The organism is Sphingobacterium sp. GQ94 (assembly GCF_059758715.1).
The window spans coordinates 67,307-87,360 of sequence record NZ_JCAXEC010000001.1; the positions used below are offsets into that span (position 1 = coordinate 67,307).

General features: G+C 38.7%; 15 protein-coding genes. 9 read left to right on the forward strand and 6 right to left on the reverse strand.

What is annotated here, in order from left to right; all coding sequences use genetic code 11:
• Positions 1 to 14 precede the first annotated feature (14 nt).
• Positions 15 to 527, forward strand: a complete 513-nt coding sequence (locus AC6CHH_RS00340; RefSeq protein ID WP_498278544.1) for a gamma carbonic anhydrase family protein — start codon at positions 15 to 17, stop codon at positions 525 to 527.
• A gap of 2 nt (positions 528 to 529) precedes the next feature.
• On the opposite strand, the gene AC6CHH_RS00345 is transcribed toward AC6CHH_RS00340, so the two are convergent.
• The 4 genes from AC6CHH_RS00345 to apaG all read right to left on the reverse strand — a co-directional run bounded on the left by AC6CHH_RS00345 (position 530) and on the right by apaG (position 6,555).
• Positions 530 to 2,209, reverse strand: coding sequence for an Ig-like domain-containing domain (locus AC6CHH_RS00345; RefSeq protein ID WP_498278546.1), 1,680 nt, complete (start codon positions 2,207 to 2,209; stop codon positions 530 to 532).
• 77 nt (positions 2,210 to 2,286) lie between these two features.
• On the reverse strand, positions 2,287 to 4,146 hold the full coding sequence (mnmG, locus tag AC6CHH_RS00350) for a tRNA uridine-5-carboxymethylaminomethyl(34) synthesis enzyme MnmG (RefSeq protein WP_498278548.1): 1,860 nt from the start codon (positions 4,144 to 4,146) through the stop codon (positions 2,287 to 2,289).
• A 73-nt stretch (positions 4,147 to 4,219) separates the two neighbouring features.
• Positions 4,220 to 6,067: an ABC-F family ATP-binding cassette domain-containing protein gene (locus tag AC6CHH_RS00355; protein WP_498279107.1), complete on the reverse strand. Its 1,848-nt coding sequence runs from the start codon at positions 6,065 to 6,067 to the stop codon at positions 4,220 to 4,222.
• Positions 6,068 to 6,168: 101 nt separating this feature from the next.
• Complete coding sequence (gene apaG / locus AC6CHH_RS00360; protein WP_498278550.1) at positions 6,169 to 6,555, reverse strand: Co2+/Mg2+ efflux facilitator ApaG/CorD; 387 nt, start codon at positions 6,553 to 6,555, stop codon at positions 6,169 to 6,171.
• A gap of 231 nt (positions 6,556 to 6,786) precedes the next feature.
• On the opposite strand from apaG, the gene AC6CHH_RS00365 reads away from it, so the two are divergent.
• From AC6CHH_RS00365 to AC6CHH_RS00380, 4 genes are all read left to right on the forward strand, one after another.
• On the forward strand, positions 6,787 to 7,500 hold the full coding sequence (locus AC6CHH_RS00365) for an SAM-dependent methyltransferase (protein ID WP_498278552.1): 714 nt from the start codon (positions 6,787 to 6,789) through the stop codon (positions 7,498 to 7,500).
• 77 nt (positions 7,501 to 7,577) lie between these two features.
• Positions 7,578 to 8,051, forward strand: a complete 474-nt coding sequence (locus AC6CHH_RS00370; RefSeq protein WP_498278554.1) for a hypothetical protein — start codon at positions 7,578 to 7,580, stop codon at positions 8,049 to 8,051.
• A gap of 2 nt (positions 8,052 to 8,053) precedes the next feature.
• Complete coding sequence (locus AC6CHH_RS00375) at positions 8,054 to 9,151, forward strand: Nif3-like dinuclear metal center hexameric protein (RefSeq protein ID WP_498278556.1); 1,098 nt, start codon at positions 8,054 to 8,056, stop codon at positions 9,149 to 9,151.
• Positions 9,152 to 9,456: 305 nt separating this feature from the next.
• Positions 9,457 to 10,200, forward strand: a complete 744-nt coding sequence (locus AC6CHH_RS00380) for a zinc ribbon domain-containing protein (RefSeq protein ID WP_498278558.1) — start codon at positions 9,457 to 9,459, stop codon at positions 10,198 to 10,200.
• Positions 10,201 to 10,332: 132 nt separating this feature from the next.
• On the opposite strand, the gene AC6CHH_RS00385 is transcribed toward AC6CHH_RS00380, so the two are convergent.
• Both AC6CHH_RS00385 and AC6CHH_RS00390 read right to left on the reverse strand, forming a co-directional pair.
• Complete coding sequence (locus AC6CHH_RS00385; protein WP_498278559.1) at positions 10,333 to 11,295, reverse strand: NAD(P)-dependent alcohol dehydrogenase; 963 nt, start codon at positions 11,293 to 11,295, stop codon at positions 10,333 to 10,335.
• Positions 11,292 to 12,134: a universal stress protein gene (locus AC6CHH_RS00390; RefSeq protein ID WP_498278561.1), complete on the reverse strand. Its 843-nt coding sequence runs from the start codon at positions 12,132 to 12,134 to the stop codon at positions 11,292 to 11,294. The genes AC6CHH_RS00385 and AC6CHH_RS00390 overlap by 4 nt, the downstream gene beginning before the upstream one ends.
• A 502-nt stretch (positions 12,135 to 12,636) precedes the next feature.
• On the opposite strand from AC6CHH_RS00390, the gene AC6CHH_RS00395 reads away from it, so the two are divergent.
• The 4 genes from AC6CHH_RS00395 (at position 12,637) to AC6CHH_RS00410 (ending at position 19,860) form a co-directional block, all read left to right on the forward strand.
• Positions 12,637 to 13,218, forward strand: a complete 582-nt coding sequence (locus AC6CHH_RS00395) for a sigma-70 family RNA polymerase sigma factor (RefSeq protein ID WP_498278563.1) — start codon at positions 12,637 to 12,639, stop codon at positions 13,216 to 13,218.
• Between the two features lie 3 nt (positions 13,219 to 13,221).
• Positions 13,222 to 14,238: a FecR family protein gene (locus AC6CHH_RS00400; RefSeq protein ID WP_498278565.1), complete on the forward strand. Its 1,017-nt coding sequence runs from the start codon at positions 13,222 to 13,224 to the stop codon at positions 14,236 to 14,238.
• 116 nt (positions 14,239 to 14,354) lie between these two features.
• Positions 14,355 to 17,864, forward strand: a complete 3,510-nt coding sequence (locus AC6CHH_RS00405) for a TonB-dependent receptor (protein ID WP_498278567.1) — start codon at positions 14,355 to 14,357, stop codon at positions 17,862 to 17,864.
• A 13-nt stretch (positions 17,865 to 17,877) separates the two neighbouring features.
• Positions 17,878 to 19,860, forward strand: coding sequence for a RagB/SusD family nutrient uptake outer membrane protein (locus AC6CHH_RS00410; protein WP_498278569.1), 1,983 nt, complete (start codon positions 17,878 to 17,880; stop codon positions 19,858 to 19,860).
• Positions 19,861 to 20,054: the final 194 nt, after the last annotated feature.

Genomic DNA, 20,054 nt, shown 5'->3' on the forward strand with positions numbered 1-20,054 from the left:
TAAAAGGAGACATTATGGCCACTATTCTACCGGTAAAGGGAATATCCCCTGAAATAGCAGAAGATTGTTTTATAGCGCCTAATTGCACAATTGTTGGGGATGCCCATATTTCTGACCATTGTTCGGTTTGGTTTAATGCTGTTATTCGGGCCGATGTAAATTATATCCGTATTGGACGCTATTCCAATATACAGGATAATGTATGTATTCATGGAACCTACTTAAAGAATGGGACAGATATAGGCAATTATGTTAATATTGGCCATAATGCAATTATACATGGATGTAGAATTGAGGATCATGTACTCATAGGTATGGGTGCAATTGTCATGGATAAAGTCCATGTGCAAAGCAACGTGATTGTTGCAGCTGGGGCAGTGGTCCTTGAGAATTCCATCTGTGAATCTGGTTATCTCTATGCGGGTGTTCCTGCAAAAAAAATAAAGCCGTTAACCACCGAGCAGTTAAACCTTTTGAAGCAACTGCCCCATAATTACGTGTTGTATAGTTCCTGGTTTAATCAATAGAATTATTGAAAAGCAACGGGTACAGTTTCGTTTTGTTCCCAATTTGCTCTTATGGTAAATTCTCTACCTAAATACCATAGTCTTTCTGCCTGTTTTTTCTGGTAAACATCTCCGGAATCCCATTTTCCATTATTGTTGCTATCTTCGATAACGCGAAGTGTGTATTTTCCGCCTGGGAATTTTTTGTAGGATATCTGATGGGTTAGCGGAATTTTTGAGCGGTTGAATATCTTTTCCTTTTTATCATCAATTAATTCTACCAGGTAGTTATTTAGCGTATCGAGTCCAGTAAAGGTTATGGTAATATCTCCATAATTTTCAGTTTCATTTAGCGTGAATGGAGTTTTGAGTTCTTTATTGAATTCATCGAAGGGTCCAAGCATCGCTTTTTCCTCAAGAACCAGTTCATAATTAATATTTGGTTTCCAATTGTAGCGAATGTGGTAGAGCTCCTTATTGAGGGTATCTTGTTGTAATTGAAAGTTTCTTTTGGAAACCGAATCTTCCAGTATGAGAATTTTATTTTTATCCACCGATGCGATCGGGTAGGAGGAGGTAAGTTCAATATGTTTTATACGGTCGACTTTATTGGAAATATTTAATTTAGGGACTATTGATTTGTCAACCTTAATGTTTTTTCCTTTTCTAATTTCAATAGTATCGCGTATTTCACCCAACTCACTAAGTTCAATTTTGAGCGAGTCATACTCAAATGATTCCAGATATATTTTTGCGGAATCTTGTCCAGGATTAATCTTTACAATCTTATTGGCATCAAGATTTTCTGGTTCTAATAGTTTTAAACCAATGTCTTCTACTTCCCGGTTAAAGGTCAATAAGACTGCACCATCTGCATCAATCTTCTTTTCTAGATTTCTAAATACGGTTGGCTTGCCTTTAGTATATTCAAGTTTTAATCCCGAGACATTCGCACTTAGGGGAATGCTATCATTTAGGAAACCAATCCATTCTTCATTACTGTTATAGATCTTATCACTATTTAGGTCTTTTAGTGCATAAACTCTATAGGTATCTTCTCGTAGATTATTAAAGACAAAATTCCCGGAAGAATCGACAGTGGTATAATAAGAAGCTTTTTTCTTTCCAAAAATTGAATCTTTAGCTGTAGGAATCAAGATAGCAATTACTTCTTTGTCTTTTTGCAAATCAAATTCTTTGGTATATCCGTTTTTTACTTGACCTGAAATGCTCAAAGAATCTAATTCTGCACCGGTGGAAAAAACATAATTGTAATTTATGAATGGATTCCCTTCATTAAAATCAACTAAGCCTTTTCCTAAATTTATGGTGTAAGTCGTATTTTCTTCCAGAGAGTCAGGAAGCTCTATTATGAAATTCTTTTTCTTTATTTTATAAATAGGCTGTGTTCCTAAATCAGGCGAGATGCTAAATTCCTTTTGCGGGTTTACTGTTTTTATAAATTCATCAAACGTTAAAATGATCTCCTTGTCTTTGAAATTTTTAGACAGATTTACTGGAGTAACTTCTAATAATTTCGGCGCTATCGAATCTTTCGGTCCTCCGGTTGGTTTTTGCATGTTTGCACATTTAATAAAACTAAGGGATAGAACCATCATAATCAACACAAGACCTATGTTTTTAAATAAGGCTATTTTTAGTTGATTTAAAGGATTTTTAGCTTTTTTGGAAACTCTAGTCATAGAAATAAAAATAATGTCTTATATCGCTTTATTTTAATTGTAAATAAATTTACTTCAACGTGTTGATAATCAATAAGTTAATTCATATGAACCATCAAAACAGTAATATCTGCAGGAGAGACACCTGAAATTCGGGATGCTTGACCTAATGTTCGTGGTTTAACTTTCATGAGTTTTTGCCGAGCTTCGATGGACAGTGATTTTAGTTGCGTATAATCAAATTCTGGATTTATTTCTTGATCTTCCATCTTTCTCATTTTTGCCACTATTTCTAATTCCTTCTCGAAATATGTTTCGTATTTTACTTTAATTTCAGCCTGTTCAATTGTTTCCAGATCAAACGATGATAGGTAATCTGCTAAGTTCGGATCAGACTTAATCAGGTCGGCTATCTCAATTTGAGGTCTTGATAAGATATTAAAAAATCTGGTCTTCTGGATTATTTGAGAAGAACCTTTCTCCAATAGCGTTGCGTTTACGCGTTCAGGGTCCGCCGAATTTTTCCGTAAATAGTGTACAATGTCATCCGAATTTTTTATTTTCTCATTTACTGTTTCTAATCTTTCATCAGAAACCAAGCCGAGTTTATGTGCAATAGGGGTGAGGCGTATGTCGGCATTGTCTTGACGCAAAAGCAACCTATGTTCGGCTCGTGAGGTGAACATTCTATAAGGCTCATCGGTTCCTTTGGTAACCAGGTCGTCAATCAAAACGCCGATATAGGATTCCGCCCTTTTGAGAATTAATTCATGTAAATCATTAATTCTTTGATGGGCGTTTATACCCGCGATAAATCCTTGTGCACCGGCTTCTTCATATCCGGTTGTTCCGTTAATTTGTCCGGCAAAGAATAGGTGTTTTACACTCAAGGTTTCCAAGGTCAAATCCAATTGCATAGGCGGGAAATAATCGTATTCGATCGCATATCCTGGCCTATACATTTTTGCATTTTCGAAACCTGGAATTAAACGAAGTGCTTTTAATTGTACGTCTTCTGGTAAGGAGGTTGAAAACCCATTAACATATATTTCAACAGTTTTGAAACCCTCAGGTTCTACAAAAATTTGATGACGATCTCTTTCCGCAAAACGATTTATTTTATCTTCTATGGAAGGACAATAGCGGGGACCCAATCCTTTTATCCTACCGGTAAACATTGGAGATTTTTCAAAGCCTGTTTTTAAAATCTCGTGTACTTTTGAATTTGTATAGGTAATCCAGCAGCATCTTTGTTCTGTTGGAATTTCCACATCGGTATACGAAAACTTTCCTTTTTTCTCATCACCCCATTGCTCTTCCATTTTAGAATAATCTAAACTTCTTCCATCAACTCGGGGAGGAGTACCGGTTTTCATTCGACCTGATTCGAACCCTAATGATACCAATTGTTCAGTCAGTCCAGTTGAGGATTTTTCACCCGTCCTGCCTCCACCAAACTTTTTTTCACCGATATGAATCAAGCCGTTTAAAAAAGTTCCGTTGGTCAAAACAACGGCATCTGATTCTATGCGTATTCCTAAGGAGGTGATTACACCCTTTGCTCTTCCATTTTCTACGATTACTTCTTTTACTGTATCTTGCCACATATCAATATTTGGAAGTGCTTCGAGTTGAAGTCTCCATTCTTCAGCGAATCGCATCCGATCATTTTGGGTTCTTGGACTCCACATCGCTGGGCCTTTTGAAAGGTTTAACATGCGAAACTGTATAGTCGACTTATCTGCGATGATTCCTGTGTATCCACCCATCGCGTCTATTTCTCTTACTATTTGTCCTTTGGCTACCCCACCAATTGCCGGGTTACAACTCATCTGTGCAATGACTCCCATGTTCATGGTGATCAATAAAACAGACGAGCCTAGGTTGGCCGCCGCCGCTGCTGCTTCACATCCGGCATGTCCGGCTCCGACAACGATTACATTATATTTCTTGAACATATTCTTTTTTAAAGTTTCACGTGAAACAAGGTTTCACTTTGCATTTTTTTCTATCGGGTTTCACGTGGAACGCTTACATGTTTTCGGCCAACGTCAACCATCTTTCCGACTTTTCTTCTAGGTGGTTTTTGTTGGCGTCAATTTTTTCCGATAACTTTTGAAGCTCAACATGATCATGTGTATTGGATAACTTCTCTGTCAACTCTTTAATCTTTTCTTCGAGTTGGTTTATCTCAGACTCCAACATTTCATATTCGCGAAGCTCCTTATAATTTAATTTCTTTTGTTTATTCTCTACTTGTTTTTCTTTTTCAATTTTCTTTGCCGGTTTCTTTAAAGCAGCGTCTTGCTCTAGTTTGAAGTCTGCATAGTTTCCGTTGTATATAATGACATCACCATCTCCGGGGAATATAAAAAGTTGGTCTGTTAATTTATCGAGGAGGTATCTATCGTGAGAAACCAAAACCAAGATTCCTGGGAATTGATCTAAGAAATCTTCCAACACATTTAGCGTGTCAATGTCTAAATCGTTTGATGGCTCATCTAAAATTAAGAAGTTTGGATTGGCCATTAAGACGCGCATTAAATGCAACCTCTTTTTTTCACCACCACTTAATTTACTTACCATCCCAAATTGTTTTTCGGGAGGGAAGAGGAATTTGGTTAACAATTGAGATGCCGTTATCACCTCTCCGTTTTTCATTTCAATAAAATCAGCAATATTTTTGACGATATCAATGACCCGTTCATTGGCATTAAAACTTAATCCCTCCTGGCGGTAATAGCCATACTTCGTTGTTTCCCCAACCGCTATTTCTCCTGAGTCGGGTTTGAGGTTTCCAGTTATTAAATTTAAGAACGTAGATTTACCACTTCCATTTTTTCCTGCTAAACCTATGCGGTCACCTTTTTTAAATACATAAGAAAATGAATGAATAATTTCTATGTTATTGAAGGTAATATTGACCTTATTTAACTCTAATATTTTGCTTCCTTGGCGGGCAACTTTAACACTCAATTCGACATTGTCTTTCTTGCTTGGACCTTTGGATCTTTCTTCTAAATCATAAAAGGATTCAATCCGTGATTTTGATTTTGTTCCTCGAGCCTTGGGTTGGCGTCGCATCCATTCAAGCTCTTTACGCCAAAGGTTTCTTGCTTTATCTGCACTTTGGATTTCACTAGCCTCACGCTCTGATTTTTTTTCTAGAAAGTATCCATAGTTTCCTTTATAGGTATATACAGATCCCTTGTCAAGCTCGCGAATTTCGGTACAAATATTATCCAAAAAATACCGATCATGAGAAACCAGAAGCACTGTTTTATTTCCAGTAGTGAGGAGTTTTTCCAACCATTCTATGGTCTCAATATCCAGGTGGTTGGTTGGCTCATCTAAAATGTAAATGTCCGGTTCATCAATAAGTAGTTTTGCTAATGCAAGCCTTTTTTTCTGACCACCACTAAGAGAACTAATTTTTTGATTGAAGTTGGTTATTTGAAATCTGTTGAGAATCGTTTTTATATTATTCTCGTATTCCCAGGCATTTATCTCTGTAATCCTTTCCGTTAATTCTAAAAACTTTTTTGATGTAACATCTTGATTTTCAATCAGTTCTTCGTATTCTTTAATGAGTTGTTGCTGCTCATTGTCTGTACTATAAATGAAATCGTTGATGGTATTTAATTCAGAAAAATTGGGTTCTTGAGGGAGGTATCCAACCTTTAACCCTTTTTCTTTTACCACCCTACCTTTGGTGGGAATAATTAAATCCGCTAAAATTTTTAATAAAGTTGATTTGCCTGTTCCGTTGATGCCAACTAGGGCAACTCGATCTCCTTTTAATAGGGCAAAATGAAGGTCATTAAACAACCATTTATCGTTGAATGAATGACTTACTTGTTCTGTGCTTAATATACTCACGCTGATGTGTTGACGTAATAATCCAAGCACAAAATTATCAAAATTTGTTAGTACTTATTAGTTTAATCGGAAATTATACAGTATTTTACTTTGCGCTGTCACTAATTGAGCCTGTAGCCCGCTATTAGATTGAAGCGTGGGATGTGAACATGAAAGATTGAATTGTCTAATTCTCGAATCATTTCGTAGTATCCCTCCATATATCCCATTTCACTTTTTAAATTACATCCTGAAACATATTGATGGGTTTCTCCGGGTGAAATGATGGGTTGTTGACCTACAACGCCCTCCCCATCAACCATGCTGGTGGTACCAATAGAATCAAATATATGCCAGTGACGTCTGACGAGTTGGACGGTATTTCCGCTCAAATTCTCAATCGTGATCTGATACGCAAACATAAAGTGTTCATTATCTGGATTTGAGTATTCAGATTGATAGGTAGTCTCTACCGATATTTTTACGCCTGAGGTCGTTTGTGTCGCCATTTCAATTCAAATATATTAAATCCTAAGATATAGACAAATATATTCCATTATTGGTTTGCTTAAATTAGGAATTTTGACTCAGAAATGGAATTAAACGGTTGATATCAATCCAATTGCCTAATAAATTATTCTGTTAATTTGGTAAATACTTGGTTTTTTACGCTCCTCTTTTGAGCAAGGGATAGGCAGGTGAATACCACTTTTCTTGAACAAATTAAGTAGGTTTGTAACATGGCAAAGGGTATCTTATATTTAATTCCTGTTCCGTTGGCAGAAAATGCCAATAAAGCATCTTATACATTACTTCATTATGATATCATAAATCAGGTTAATGAATATATCGTAGAAAATGAAAAAACAGCAAGAAAATTTTTGAAAGAAGCGGGAATTAAGACTCCTCAAAGTGAGCTTACCATACATGATTATGGAAAATATTCCAGGGAGAAAGTGAATTATGCCCAATTGCTGGCTTCCTTGCACCAAGGAAAAGATGTTGGACTAATGTCTGAAGCAGGTTGCCCTGGGGTGGCAGACCCTGGTGCAGATGTGGTTGCACATGCGCATAAACAGGGAATAAAAGTCGTTCCACTGGTTGGTCCAAGCTCAATCTTGCTAGGGCTGATGTCCTCAGGCTTCAATGGGCAAAATTTTAGTTTTTCGGGTTATCTACCAATTGACAAATCAGACAGAGCCAAAGGGATAAAAGATCTCGAATTAAAAAGCCAAAAGGAGAAGAGTACACAGATTTTTATAGAGACCCCATTTAGGAACAATCAAATGCTCGGGGATATTCTCAAATATTGTAAAGCGGAAACTAAACTATGCATTGCCTGTAATGTAACCGCGAGTGAAGAATACATTGTCACCAAAAGCATTTCTCAATGGAGAGAAACGAGTGTCGACTTACATAAAAAACCGTGTATATTTTTAATATTTGCAGGGTAAATTGGTGGGAAATCCACGGTAGTTTGTTAAGATAAAAATGGAAAAGATTTTCCAATCAATATAATTTATACGACCACATGTCAGATGTAATATCGCCTGAATTTGCTGCTGAAATAGGACGCCTGAGCCTATTTATTATTTTAATCGTACTAACGGTTTGGGGACTATTTGCCTACACCATTAGAAACACCCTTCGGTTAATCGCGCCAGAGAACCAATGTCTAGCACCCAAACATGCCTGGTTATTGATGATTCCGATGTTTAATGTCTATTGGAATTTTGAGGTTGCTAGAAGACTTTCGGATTCTTTGAACAACGAATTTTTTGATCGAAAAATTGCCGTTGATCAAAACCCGGGATCGCGAGTAGGATTGACCTATGCCTGGTCATTTCTGGCCTTTTATTTTCCTTTTCCTCTGTCTTGGAAATTGGTTGCGCTGGTTATAACCTTTGTGTACTTTATTAGCTATTGGTATAAAATTAATCAATATAGAGAGTTATTGATCGAGCATGATAAGTGGAAAGAATCTGAACAACATAAAAATAAATAAGGATGAAGATTAAAGAAATCATATCGTATTTAGAAGAAATTGCGCCCTTAAGTTTTCAAGAAAGCTATGATAATTCTGGCCTGATAGTAGGAGATGCAAATCAAGAAGTACATAAAGCACTAATTTCTTTAGATTGTACAGAAAGCGTTCTTGATGATGCAATTGCAAAGGGATGTAATTTGATTATCTCGCACCATCCAATCGTTTTCTCAGGATTAAAAAAATTCACCGGGAGTAATTATGTTGAACGAACGGTGATTAAAGCCATTCAACATAATATTGCCCTTTATGCTATTCATACGAATTTGGATAACATAATGGGTGGTGTTAGTTCTAAAATTGCCCAAAGACTAGACCTACAGAATCAAGCTGTTCTACGGCCTAAAAAGGGCTTGTTGAAAAAGCTCTCCGTCTTTGTGCCCAGAGCCCATCTTGAGCAAGTTCGTGAGGCTTTGTTTGCCGCGGGTGCAGGTAAACTTGGAGATTACGATAATTGCAGCTTTAATACGGCCGGTTATGGAACGTTCAGGCCGCGTGATGGCGCCACCCCACACATTGGAAAGGTTGACGAAAACCAACGGGTAGAGGAAACCAAGATCGAGGTAATCATGCAGGCTCAGATGGAAAGAAAAATTCTGGTTTCTATGTTTGCAGCCCATCCGTATGAAGAGGTCTCTTATGAGATCCTAACGATGGATAATCCAAATCAATATGTAGGTTCAGGGGCCATCGGAAATTTAAAGGATCCGATGCAGCCTGAAGAATTCTTCAAGTACCTGAAAGATAAACTAAATTTAAACCTTATTCGACATACGCAGATCGTTAAAAAATCCATCTCCAGGGTTGCGGTGTGTGGTGGGGCAGGTGGTTTTCTTTTAAAGGATGCCAAGCAATCTGGGGCAGATATTTTTATAACAGCGGATTATAAATATCATGAATTTTTTGATGCTGAATCAGAAATTATTATTGCCGATATCGGGCATTTTGAAAGTGAGCAATTTACCCAAAATTTACTGTTGGATCTCTTGGAGAAAAAATTTCCGGGCCTCGCTGTCTTTTTAACTGCGGTAAACACAAATCCTATACATTATTACCATTAATACGCGAATTGCTTTTAGGACTGTAAGTCGTTTTTAATCAGCCAACGGTATAAAAAAGGTCAAATTGTTAGGAACCAAAACAAAAAAGAGACTCCAGAAAAGAAAATGCAAAAAGGACAACACAAAGAAACTAAAGAAATTGAATGAAAAATAGTATCTTTGCACACTATCACCAGATCAAGACAAAGATTTAGGTCTATGTTTAATCGCTCGATGGATAGTGTAGAAAGGCACAAACTTGTAAGGTGCTGAAATACAGGTGTATAAACAGAGTTTAAATAGTATCATATAAAATACTACAGTTAATGGAACAAACCGTAGAACAAAAACTAGAAGCTTTATGGGCGTGGCAATCAATTCAAACGAAGATTGATAAAATACGTCAAGTACGTGGAGAGCTACCTATCGAGGTGGCGGACCTTGAGGATGAGATCGCGGGTTTAGACACACGTATCGAAAAAATTCGTAATGAATTGGACGAAATGGAAGATTCAATTGTGAAGCGCAAGAACATGATTAAAGATTCCCAGGCTGCAATCAAAAAATACGAGACACAACTGAATGAAGTAAAGAACAACCGTGAGTACGATGCTATTTCAAAAGAGATCGAAATTCAAGGTTTGGAAATTCAGGTATATGAAAAACGTATTCGTGAGACAGAATTTGAAATCAAGAACAAAACCGAAGCATATGATGCTACAGTAAAAAACCTTGAGTTCAATAAAGGCGAACTGGAAATTAAAAATCAAGAATTGGACAACATTACGTCTGAAACGAAGAAGGAAGAAGATCAATTGTTGAAGGAGGTTGATGCGGCCGAAAAAATTATAGAAGACCGTTTATTAAAAGTATCTAATAAACTGCGTAATTCTTTTCGTAATGGATTGGCTGTCGTATATATCGAGCGTAATAGCTGTTCGGGATGTCACAACAAGATTCCACCTCAGTTGCAATCGGAAATTCGTCAACGCAAAAAAATTATTATTTGTGAGCACTGTGGACGTATCCTCGTTGATGAGGAAATTGCCAACGTAGAGGTGTTAGACTAAGCATATAAGAAAGATATTAAATAGGCGTCCAAAGGGCGCCTATTTTTTCTTAAAAAAATATATACCATTCTCTGGGGAGTCAGATCCCGCTTTGTTTAACCCCCAAATAAAGGGGTGGAATTCGATTTTTTCTTAATCCACCGATAGTACAACATTTCCGACCTTTTGCCCCTTCTCCACATAATGGTAGGCATCGATGATCTGCTCAAAAGGAAACACCCGATCTATCACCGGACGAAAAGATTGCTGCTGGGCAAGATCACTCAATTGAAGAAGATCGTGCCTGCTAAAGGAAGGTATAGGGAAAAGCACTTTTTTTCCGCCAAAAAAAGGCGTAGACAAAGACAGCCAGATATTCTCTGAGCCCCGGCCCAATTCACTTGAGATGTACAGGCCCTTGGATTTGAGTAAAGGTTTACAGGCTCCAAAGGAGCTCTTTCCAACGGCATCCAGGATAAAATCAAAACGATGTTCGGATTGCGTAAAATCCTGTGTTTGGTAATCGATCACTTCATCCGCGCCCAAGGATTGCACCAGTTGAATATTGGGCGTTCCGGCAACTGCAACCACATACGCACCAAAATGTTTCAACAATTGGACGGCAGCGGTACCAATAGCCCCTGTGGCTCCATAAACCAAAACCTTGTCCTCCGTTTTCACTTTGGCGGCCCGTATAATGCTTAGCGCATAATGGCTCCCTTCAGTAAGTACAGCCGCATGATCAAAATCGATATTCTTTGGTAATAAGGCCAGTAAGCCATGAGCGGACATTACTTTAAACTCTGCATGCGCACCGAAACCCTTATCGTCATAACCAAAAACGCGGTCACCCACCTTAAAGTTACTCACCTGAGCAGCAACCTCTTCAATCACGCCGGCAAATTCACAACCCAGCACCTTATTTTTAGGACGGAGTAATCCACTGAACAATCTGGAGATAAAATACTGAGCACTTCTGAAGCCGCAATCCGTTCGGTTCACGCTTGTCCTATAAACCCGCACAAGTACTTCCCCTGGCCCAGGTACGGGTTTTGCTATTTCGCTAATACGGACAACCTGTGGAGGACCGTATCGGGTATTCACCGCTGCCCTCATGATTGCTTTTCCTTTAATAGGAGTAACGGAACTTCCGTTTTGTTCGCTAAACGTTTGCTAAGACTGCGGTGAAACAAGCCCTCAAAAAAGCCATGTGATTTGGGTATCGTAATGACCAATCCTGCCCCTTGATGCTTTGCAAAATCAGCAATCTCCTGGGCGCTGTCATCTCCTAACTGATAATGGTACTCTGGATTGAAGCCATCGAGTAGCTCGTGCATCTTATATTGTTCTGAGATCATGTCCGGATCAAATCGTTTACCCTCTACGGCCGCGTTGAGCACCAATAATTTAGCGTCCAAACGCTCCAACCAACGTGCGATTTCCTCGACGGGTGTACTTTGATTCACGTGTTTAAGGTCGCAGGCAAAAACAATTTTGTCAATCGGTTCATAGACAGTACCATGGGGTACAATCAACAACGGGAGCAAAGAAGATACAGCTAATTTGGCGGTATTGCTTCCTATCAAGAGTTTATCGAGACCACTTTTTCCTGTCGCACCCATCACGATCAGCTCAGCCTGGCATTGCTGGGCAAGTTGATTCAGGCCAAACTCCAAAGGCATTTCGTTGGTCACAAGTTCTATAGTTGTTTCACTATCCACTCCAAGGACTTTTGAAATCTCATTGTGTACATTTTTCAATTCGAGCACACTTCTCTCATGAGCTGAGAGAGTATCCTTTTCACTAATGGGCAGTTCCGTTCCTGTAGGAATATTTCCATAGGAATGATAAAGCACAATACGATTGAGCTGCAGAACGCTGGAGAGTGCCGCGGCATACCTTGCAGCGTGCACGGAGGATTCCGAAAAATCTGAGGCAATGATGATCGACTTCATAAGAATTGTTTTTGCATAAAGATAGACATTGTCCAGGCTGCACTATGTAGCCAGGTATACATTTAATAGTAGTTTAACAATTGGGAAACAAAAAGTTTGCATTATTTTGAAATTGCTGGTTTGTAACAGAAAAAGGTATAAATTTTCCGTTTTGTTACAATTGGATTAAGCAAATTGTGAATGGGTAGTAATATTTCGCAAATTTTTTTTGTTGACCAATCAAAATCAGTTTTTAATTCTAGGCAAGCTTGTCTTTCTTCAGGAACTATGGGGGTTTCACCAGTAGAAAAAAAACATATTGTTTGTTTAAACATGTGCATTTCAGAGAAATAAGTCGGTTTACTTCTTGATTTTACGTGGATTCGAAATTGATAAGCTCCATGATTTTTTTTATGAATTTTTTGGAAAATAGTTGATCAATAAGTTTTAAGAATTATTTTTACATTAATAAATTATTAAATCATACATAATACATTAATGTAATTTGTTAACCTTATATCTTATGAACCACCCCAATCCTTTAGTCTATCAAGTTCCCTGGCAGGACGTTGAACTCGTGAATCGACTTCGAAACAATGATAAGCAAGCATTTTCTGAGATTTATTTTTCCTATTGGGAGAGGTTTTATGATTCATGTATCGCATTTCTTAAAGACGAAGAACTAGCTAAAGATGTGGTGCACGATGTCTTTTTTGATTTTTGGAATATTAGACATAAATTAGAGATTAAATATTCTATTAAGGCCTATCTTTCTGTCTGCATCAAAAACAAATGTATTTTTGTGCTAAAGAAAATGAAAAGGTTAGAGACTGTCCAAATTGATGAACTGGACTTTGTAAACCTTGAACATGACGAATTCGCTTTAAAAGACATCGAAAGACAGCTAAATTATGTGTTAAGGAATAAGATAACCAGTAAAAGCAGGACAATATTTGAATTAAGCCGCTACGATGATTTAAGTTATAAGGAAATAGCGGGACGATTAAACTTAAGTGTGAAGTCCGTAGAATATCATATCTCGAAGGTCTTGCATTTACTTAGAAAATCAATTTTAATAGGTATCACTACCCTAATGTTCTTCTAAAAAATGAAGAATTTGAATCAAAGAGATAAAAAAGAGGTCGGTAATGAAATTCATGAGCGGATTTTGGGCTCAATTTCAATTCAGAAAAGAAAAAGTACCAAGCAAAGGCTTCATGCACTTTCTTTGGCCGCGCTTTTTTTAGTCCTTGGAAGTGCTTTTTTGATTAAACGACAGCAAATTTTTGGTCTTTTTGATCAGCATCATGCACGTGAAATTACCGCCGATTTTAAGTCGAATACCTTCACCCAAGAAGGGAGGTTTTCAAAAATAACAGACAGCCTTCAAATCGGGACCGACAAAAGCCAAGCGATTTATTTGGACAAATCGGATAATCAAATGGTCCTAAATGTGGCTAAAATTCCATTGGGAAATCAGGACGTTTTAAATATAAAAACGGGAGTTGGCGGGTTTTATAAAGTAGAATTACCGGACGGATCAATAGTTAATTTGAATGCAAATTCAAATCTTCGTTACTCGGCCAATTACTTGGAAGATCGCAGGCTTAGTCTCCAAGGAGAGGCATATTTTGAAGTCAAAAAACAAACCAAATCAAACAAGAGAATTCCTTTTGAAGTGAAAACCGAGCATCAGCTAATCCAGGTCCTAGGAACATCTTTTAATGTAAAAACGGCCCAGAGTTTTGATGAAACCCTTTTGTATCAGGGGCGCTTAAATGTAAAGGCGATAAATACCGGTAAATCGTCACTCTTGTTTCCAGGAGATTTGATTAAGGTTGACTATAAAGAAGCCACGGTTCGCAGATTACAAGAAGGTGAAATGGAAGAGCTGCTCGCCTGGAAAGAGGGATACCTTTATTATAACAACCGTTATTTAAGCCAAATTCTATCAGATTTACAGAAATATTATGAGTTTGATTACGATACAACGGTAGTCCCTAAAGAACAATTTACCATTTACCTGGCTAGAGAAAATAGCCTAAAAGAATTAATATCCCTTCTGGACTCCGCCAGTTTTGCAGGATTCGACCTCTCTGAGAGAACCCTTTCTTTTAACAAATAAAAAAAATAAAATATTTTTTAGGGTACTCACCCGATTTATACTCTATACAGGTAGAAAGCATGTATTGCACCTATTTTTATAACACCATTTTATAAATTTTAACACCTAAATATAGTATGGATAAAAAACTCTTTACTCATTTTCAGTGCACGATACAATCTGGAAGAAATCCGGTTCGACAGCTCAAAAAAGCATCAAGACTGGCGATTGTATTTTCTTGTTTAGCACTAAATGGTTTTGCATTGGGGTTCAGCCAAACCATTTCATTAAATATAAAAAATGCTACCGCCAAACAGGCGCTGAATGAGATTCGCAAAAAAAGTGGATACCAAATCGTATACAAAGAATCATTACTTAAAAACACAGCCTCGATAACCATCGTTGATTCGGATATCAGTCTGGAGGAAGCCTTAAATAAGGTGCTCGCAAATCAGAATGTTAGTTTTCAAGTGCAGGATAAAATTATTCTGATTAAACCAATCTCCGGTTCTTCAAAAAACTCAACGAGCCAGAGCGGTAAACAAAATCAACAACTCTCCATCTCAGGAAGAGTATTGAACCAAGAAGGACGAGCCATCGAATCAGCGACTGTTTCTGAAAAAGGAAGTACCAAGATGACCTCCACCAATTCAAAAGGAGAATTCACGTTAACTGTTTCTAGTGCTCAGGCCGAGGTTGTGGTTACTTCAATTGGATTTTTTCCGTTTTCTACCTCAACCTTAAGTAAGGAGATGACCATTACCCTGAAAGAAAAGGCGAATGAAATGGATGAGGTCGTGGTGGTTGGTTATGGCACACAGAAAAAAGTAAATTTAACCGGAGCGGTTTCTACCATAAGCGCCAAGGAAATTGAAGCCAGACCTGTTCAAAACACGGGTCAAGCCCTGCAAGGTTTAATTCCGGGCTTGAATGTTCAAACCTCCGGACTAGGGGGAGAATTGAATCAAACCATGAACGTCAATATTCGTGGTGCGGGAACCATCGGGGTTGGTTCCAGCTCTTCCGTACTTGTTTTAATCGATGGAATGGAAGGCGATTTAAACGCGTTGAATCCAAGCGATATAGAAAACGTAACGGTATTGAAGGATGCTGCTGCGTCCTCAATCTATGGATCGCGCGCACCATTCGGGGTTATCTTAATTACCACAAAATCAGGTAAAGCAGGAAGAACGATTGTAAACTACAACAACAACTTTAGATATAGCAAACCGCGTGGGTTACCGACCATGCTCGATTCAAAAACATTTGCCTATTATTTCAACGAAGTGAAAGCGAATGATGGTGAAGGGGCTTTGTTTTCTCAGGCTGTTTTAGACCGTATTATTGCCTATCAAAATGGAGAAAGAGACAGCGTGAGTGTTGCTGGATCTAATGATAGATGGCAATACTATGGAGGCTCCAACGCGAATACAAACTGGTTTGATGAATTCTATAAAGATTTCTCTCCATCTCAGGAGCATACTTTGAGTGCGAACGGCGGATCCGACAATATCCAGTTCTTTAGCTCTTTAAATTTTATGGACCAAGGGGGATTAAATAAGTATGCAAATGACAATTTTCAACGCTATTCATTCAGCAATAAAATTAACATTAAGCTGAGTGAAAAAATTGACTTAATGTCAAATACAAGATTCGTGCGCGAGAACTATGACAAAGCCACGCACATGAATGATCTTTATTACCATAATATTGCCAGAAGATGGCCAACGGTTCCCGTAAGAGATGATAACGGTTATTTTACGGACCCGAGTGAGATTGCTCAATTGGTTGACGGAGGTCGGACGAACAATGTAAAGGACCTTTTATATCAACAGGTAGAACTGCGTATCAGACCACTAAAAAACTGGAACATTACCGGGAACTTGAACTACAGGGTCACCAATAATAACGGCCATAGTGAACTCCTGAAAGCTTACAGCTACGATGTAAATGAAAACCCGTACCCATTGGCAGTAAGTTACAGTCCTGCGGGAAATACCAGCGTTTCAGAGAACAACCGTAAGGATGAGTATTTCAGCACCAATATATTTACTGATTATACGCTGGATGTAGCCGAAGATCATCACTTTAAATTCTTGGTAGGTTTTAACTCAGAATTGAATAAGTATAGGACCTTAAGCGGAAGCATGAGTGATTTGATTTCGGATCAAATTCCAACCTTAAATACAGCCACCTTGAACCCTTTAACCTCAGGAGAATACCAACACTGGGCAACGGCAGGGTTTTTTGGTAGGATAAATTACAATTACAAAGAAAAATATTTATTTGAAGCAAATGGACGCTACGATGGGTCTTCCCGATTCCCCTCGGAGTTAAGATGGAATCTTTTCCCATCATTCTCTGCAGGCTGGAATGTCGCCAATGAGGATTTCTGGACTTGGAAAGATAAAATATCTGTCTTTAAAATAAGAGGATCTTACGGTGAACTGGGCAACCAATATACCAACAATTGGTATCCATTTTATTCCATTTTACCATTTACAGTAAACGGTTCATCTTGGCTTTTAAATGGAGAAAAAACAAATTACGCAGGTGCACCAGGGTTAATTGCAAACACCCTAACATGGGAAAGAATCTCCAGCTGGAATATCGGATTTGATTTACAAGCCTTAGACAATAGACTGGGCGTTGGCTTTGAGCTCTACAAACGTAAAACGTATGACATGATTGGTCCAGCTCCAGAACTTCCGATAATCTTAGGAACTGGGGTCCCCCGCTTAAATAACGCAGAAATGAACTCCAAAGGCTTTGAAGTTGAAGTAAACTGGAAAGATAACATCGGGAACTTTACCTATGGTGTGCGCGCAGTCCTTTCAGATGATAAGCAAACCGTTACAAAATACCCAAACAAAACAGGGAATTTAAACAACTGGTATAATGGACGCCAGGTTGGCGAAATATGGGGATATACTACGCTGGGTATAGCAAAAACCCAACAGGAGATGGATGCACATATTGCACACACTAAACAAAGTTTCTCTTCCAAGTGGCAAGCGGGTGATATTATGTATTCTGACCTAAATGGTGACGGGGAGATCAATGCAGGAGCAAATACCTTAGAAAACCCAGGAGATATCACCATAATCGGTAATAGTGCGCCAAGATACCGCTATAGTTTAGATTTAAACGGGGCTTACAAAGGATTCGATTTTAGAATTTTCTTCCAAGGTGTGGGGCAAAGAGACCATATGCCAAATGGACCTTATTTCTGGGGAGCTGGAGGCGGTATGTGGCAATCAGCCGGATTCCAAGAAAACATGGACTTCTTCCGGGATGAAAACTCGGTGATGGTTCAAAGCGGGGTAATGGATGTGAATACGGATTCCTATTTGCCGCGCCCATATTTTAACACAGGCAAAAACAGGAACACACAAACCAGGTATATCCAAAATGCCGCTTACCTTCGGTTGAAGAACGCACAAATCGGCTATAACATTAACTCTGCTAGGCTTGCAAGTTTAGGCATCTCAAAAGTCCGCGTTTATGCCTCTGGAGAAAACCTACTCACGTTTACAAAAATGTCCAAGGTATTTGATCCTGAGACAGTGGGTCTTGGCGGGTGGAATGATGGTAAGACTTATCCATTCTCTACGGTTTATTCATTTGGTTTAAACATCAACTTCTAATTCATTTACGTCTATGAAATCAACATTAAAACATATATTCTTTTTCGGGCTCGCGCTTTTTAGTCTTTCCCTGAACAGTTGTAATGACTATTTGGACCGTGCTCCATTGGCGAACATTACACCAGGAGACTACTTCAATACGGAGGCTGATTTGGCCACCTATACCATCTCGCGCTATAGCTTTCCCTCTCACGGGGGATGGGGACTAGGCACATTTGCGGCGGATAACCATACCGATAATCAACTCAGTAGTGGATTCAGTACGCGCTGGGTTCCTGGGGAGTGGAAAGTTCCAACCAATGGAGGCGACTATGAATTTTCCCAAATTCGAGAACTAAATTATTTCTTTGAGCAGGTATTGCCTAAATGGCACGAAGACAAATTATCGGGATCTACGGAAAACATTGCACATTACATTGGAGAGGCTTATTTTCTTCGCGCCTATCAATACTTTAATAAAGTTCAGAATCTAGGTGATTTTCCCATTGTGAAAACCACGTTAAAGGATGATCTTGGCGTATTAATTGGCGCCTCGGTAAGACAGCCACGTAATTTAGTGGCGCGCTTTATCTTGTCAGACTTAGACTCTGCCATCAACTTATTAAAAGTAGTGTCACCTAATGGAAAAAATAGAATAGCAAAGCATGCGGCTTTATTGTTCAAATCACGGGTTGCCCTTTATGAGGCCAGCTGGTTAACGTATCATAAAAACACAGCCTTGGTTCCCGGGAACTCAAACTGGCCAGGGAAAGATTCTCACCCGAATTACTCGTTGCAGATTGATAGCGAAATTGATTTCTTTTTAACCCAGGCTATGGCTGCGGCTGAACAAGTTGCAGACGAGGTTTCCTTGGTAGATAATAAAAAGGACAATGGATATAACTCTTCAGCGAACCCCTATTTTACCATGTTTAATGATATAGACATGAGTAGCTACAGTGAAGTTTTGTTATGGAGAAGTTTTTCAACGGATGTCAATGTTATTCACCATGTAAATCATTATATGAACCCAAATGGAGGAAATAGTGGTTATTCAAGGGGTTTAGTGGAGAATTTCACCATGGCCAATGGTTTGCCAATCTATGCCTCGGGCTCTGGTTATCAAGGCGATGATTCTGTTTCTTTGGTGAAAGCTGAACGAGACAACCGTTTACAGCTTTTTATGAAAAGTCCAGGGGAATTGCGGTTTACCGATCGGAACAATTCAGATGGATCACCAAGCCTGGAGGGGCGTCCTGACATCATTGGGCTAGCCGAAACACGCTATGTTACGGGTTATGCCTTGAAAAAGGGAATGAGCTATTTATCTGCCCAGGCAGAAGGCTCAGCGGGAACAACCGGTTCGATCATCTTCAGAGCTTCGGAGGCCTACCTAAATTATATAGAGGCGAGTTATTTAAAAAACAAAACATTAAACGCCAAGGCGACTGATTATTGGAGAAGAATTAGAGAACGCGCTGGGGTGAATCCAGATTTTAACATCACCATTGCCAACACCAACATGGAAATGGAAGCTCAAGACGATCTTGGTGCTTACAGTGCTGGGAATATTTTAAGCGATAAAACTTTATACAACATCAGAAGGGAAAGAAGATTAGAATTGGTTGCAGAAGGGTTCCGATATGATGATTTAAGACGATGGAGGTCTTTAGATCAGCTTAAGACCAAACCACTTATTCTTGAGGGAATGAAGGTATGGGGACCTATGGAAAAATGGTATACAAGCAATGGCGTATCGGTGCTGATTCAACCCAATACACCAGGGAAAACAGCGAATATATCCGCTAAATCAGAAAGTCCGTACATCAGACCCTACCGTATTAATTTAAATCAAAATAATCTGGTGTTGAACGGGTACAGCTGGACAGAGGCACATTATTTAAACCCCATTGCTTTTGACCATTTCACGATTACCTCCCCGGATGGTACTCCTGAAAGCTCAACGCTTTATCAAAACCCGGGATGGCCATTGATTGCCAATCAGGGAGCAAATTAAAAATAAGAATAAGACAATGGGTTTTTGGTTAGTTTGAATGATTCAAAAGGGCACTTCGGTGTCCTTTTGTCTTTTACAGAGGTCGATGGTCAGAAAACATGTAACATTTCTATTATTCGGAGCGTAAAGGCGAAGAATATATTTGTAAAGAGTTAACTTAATATAGAGTTAACCTAATTTTAATTCTCAAAAAC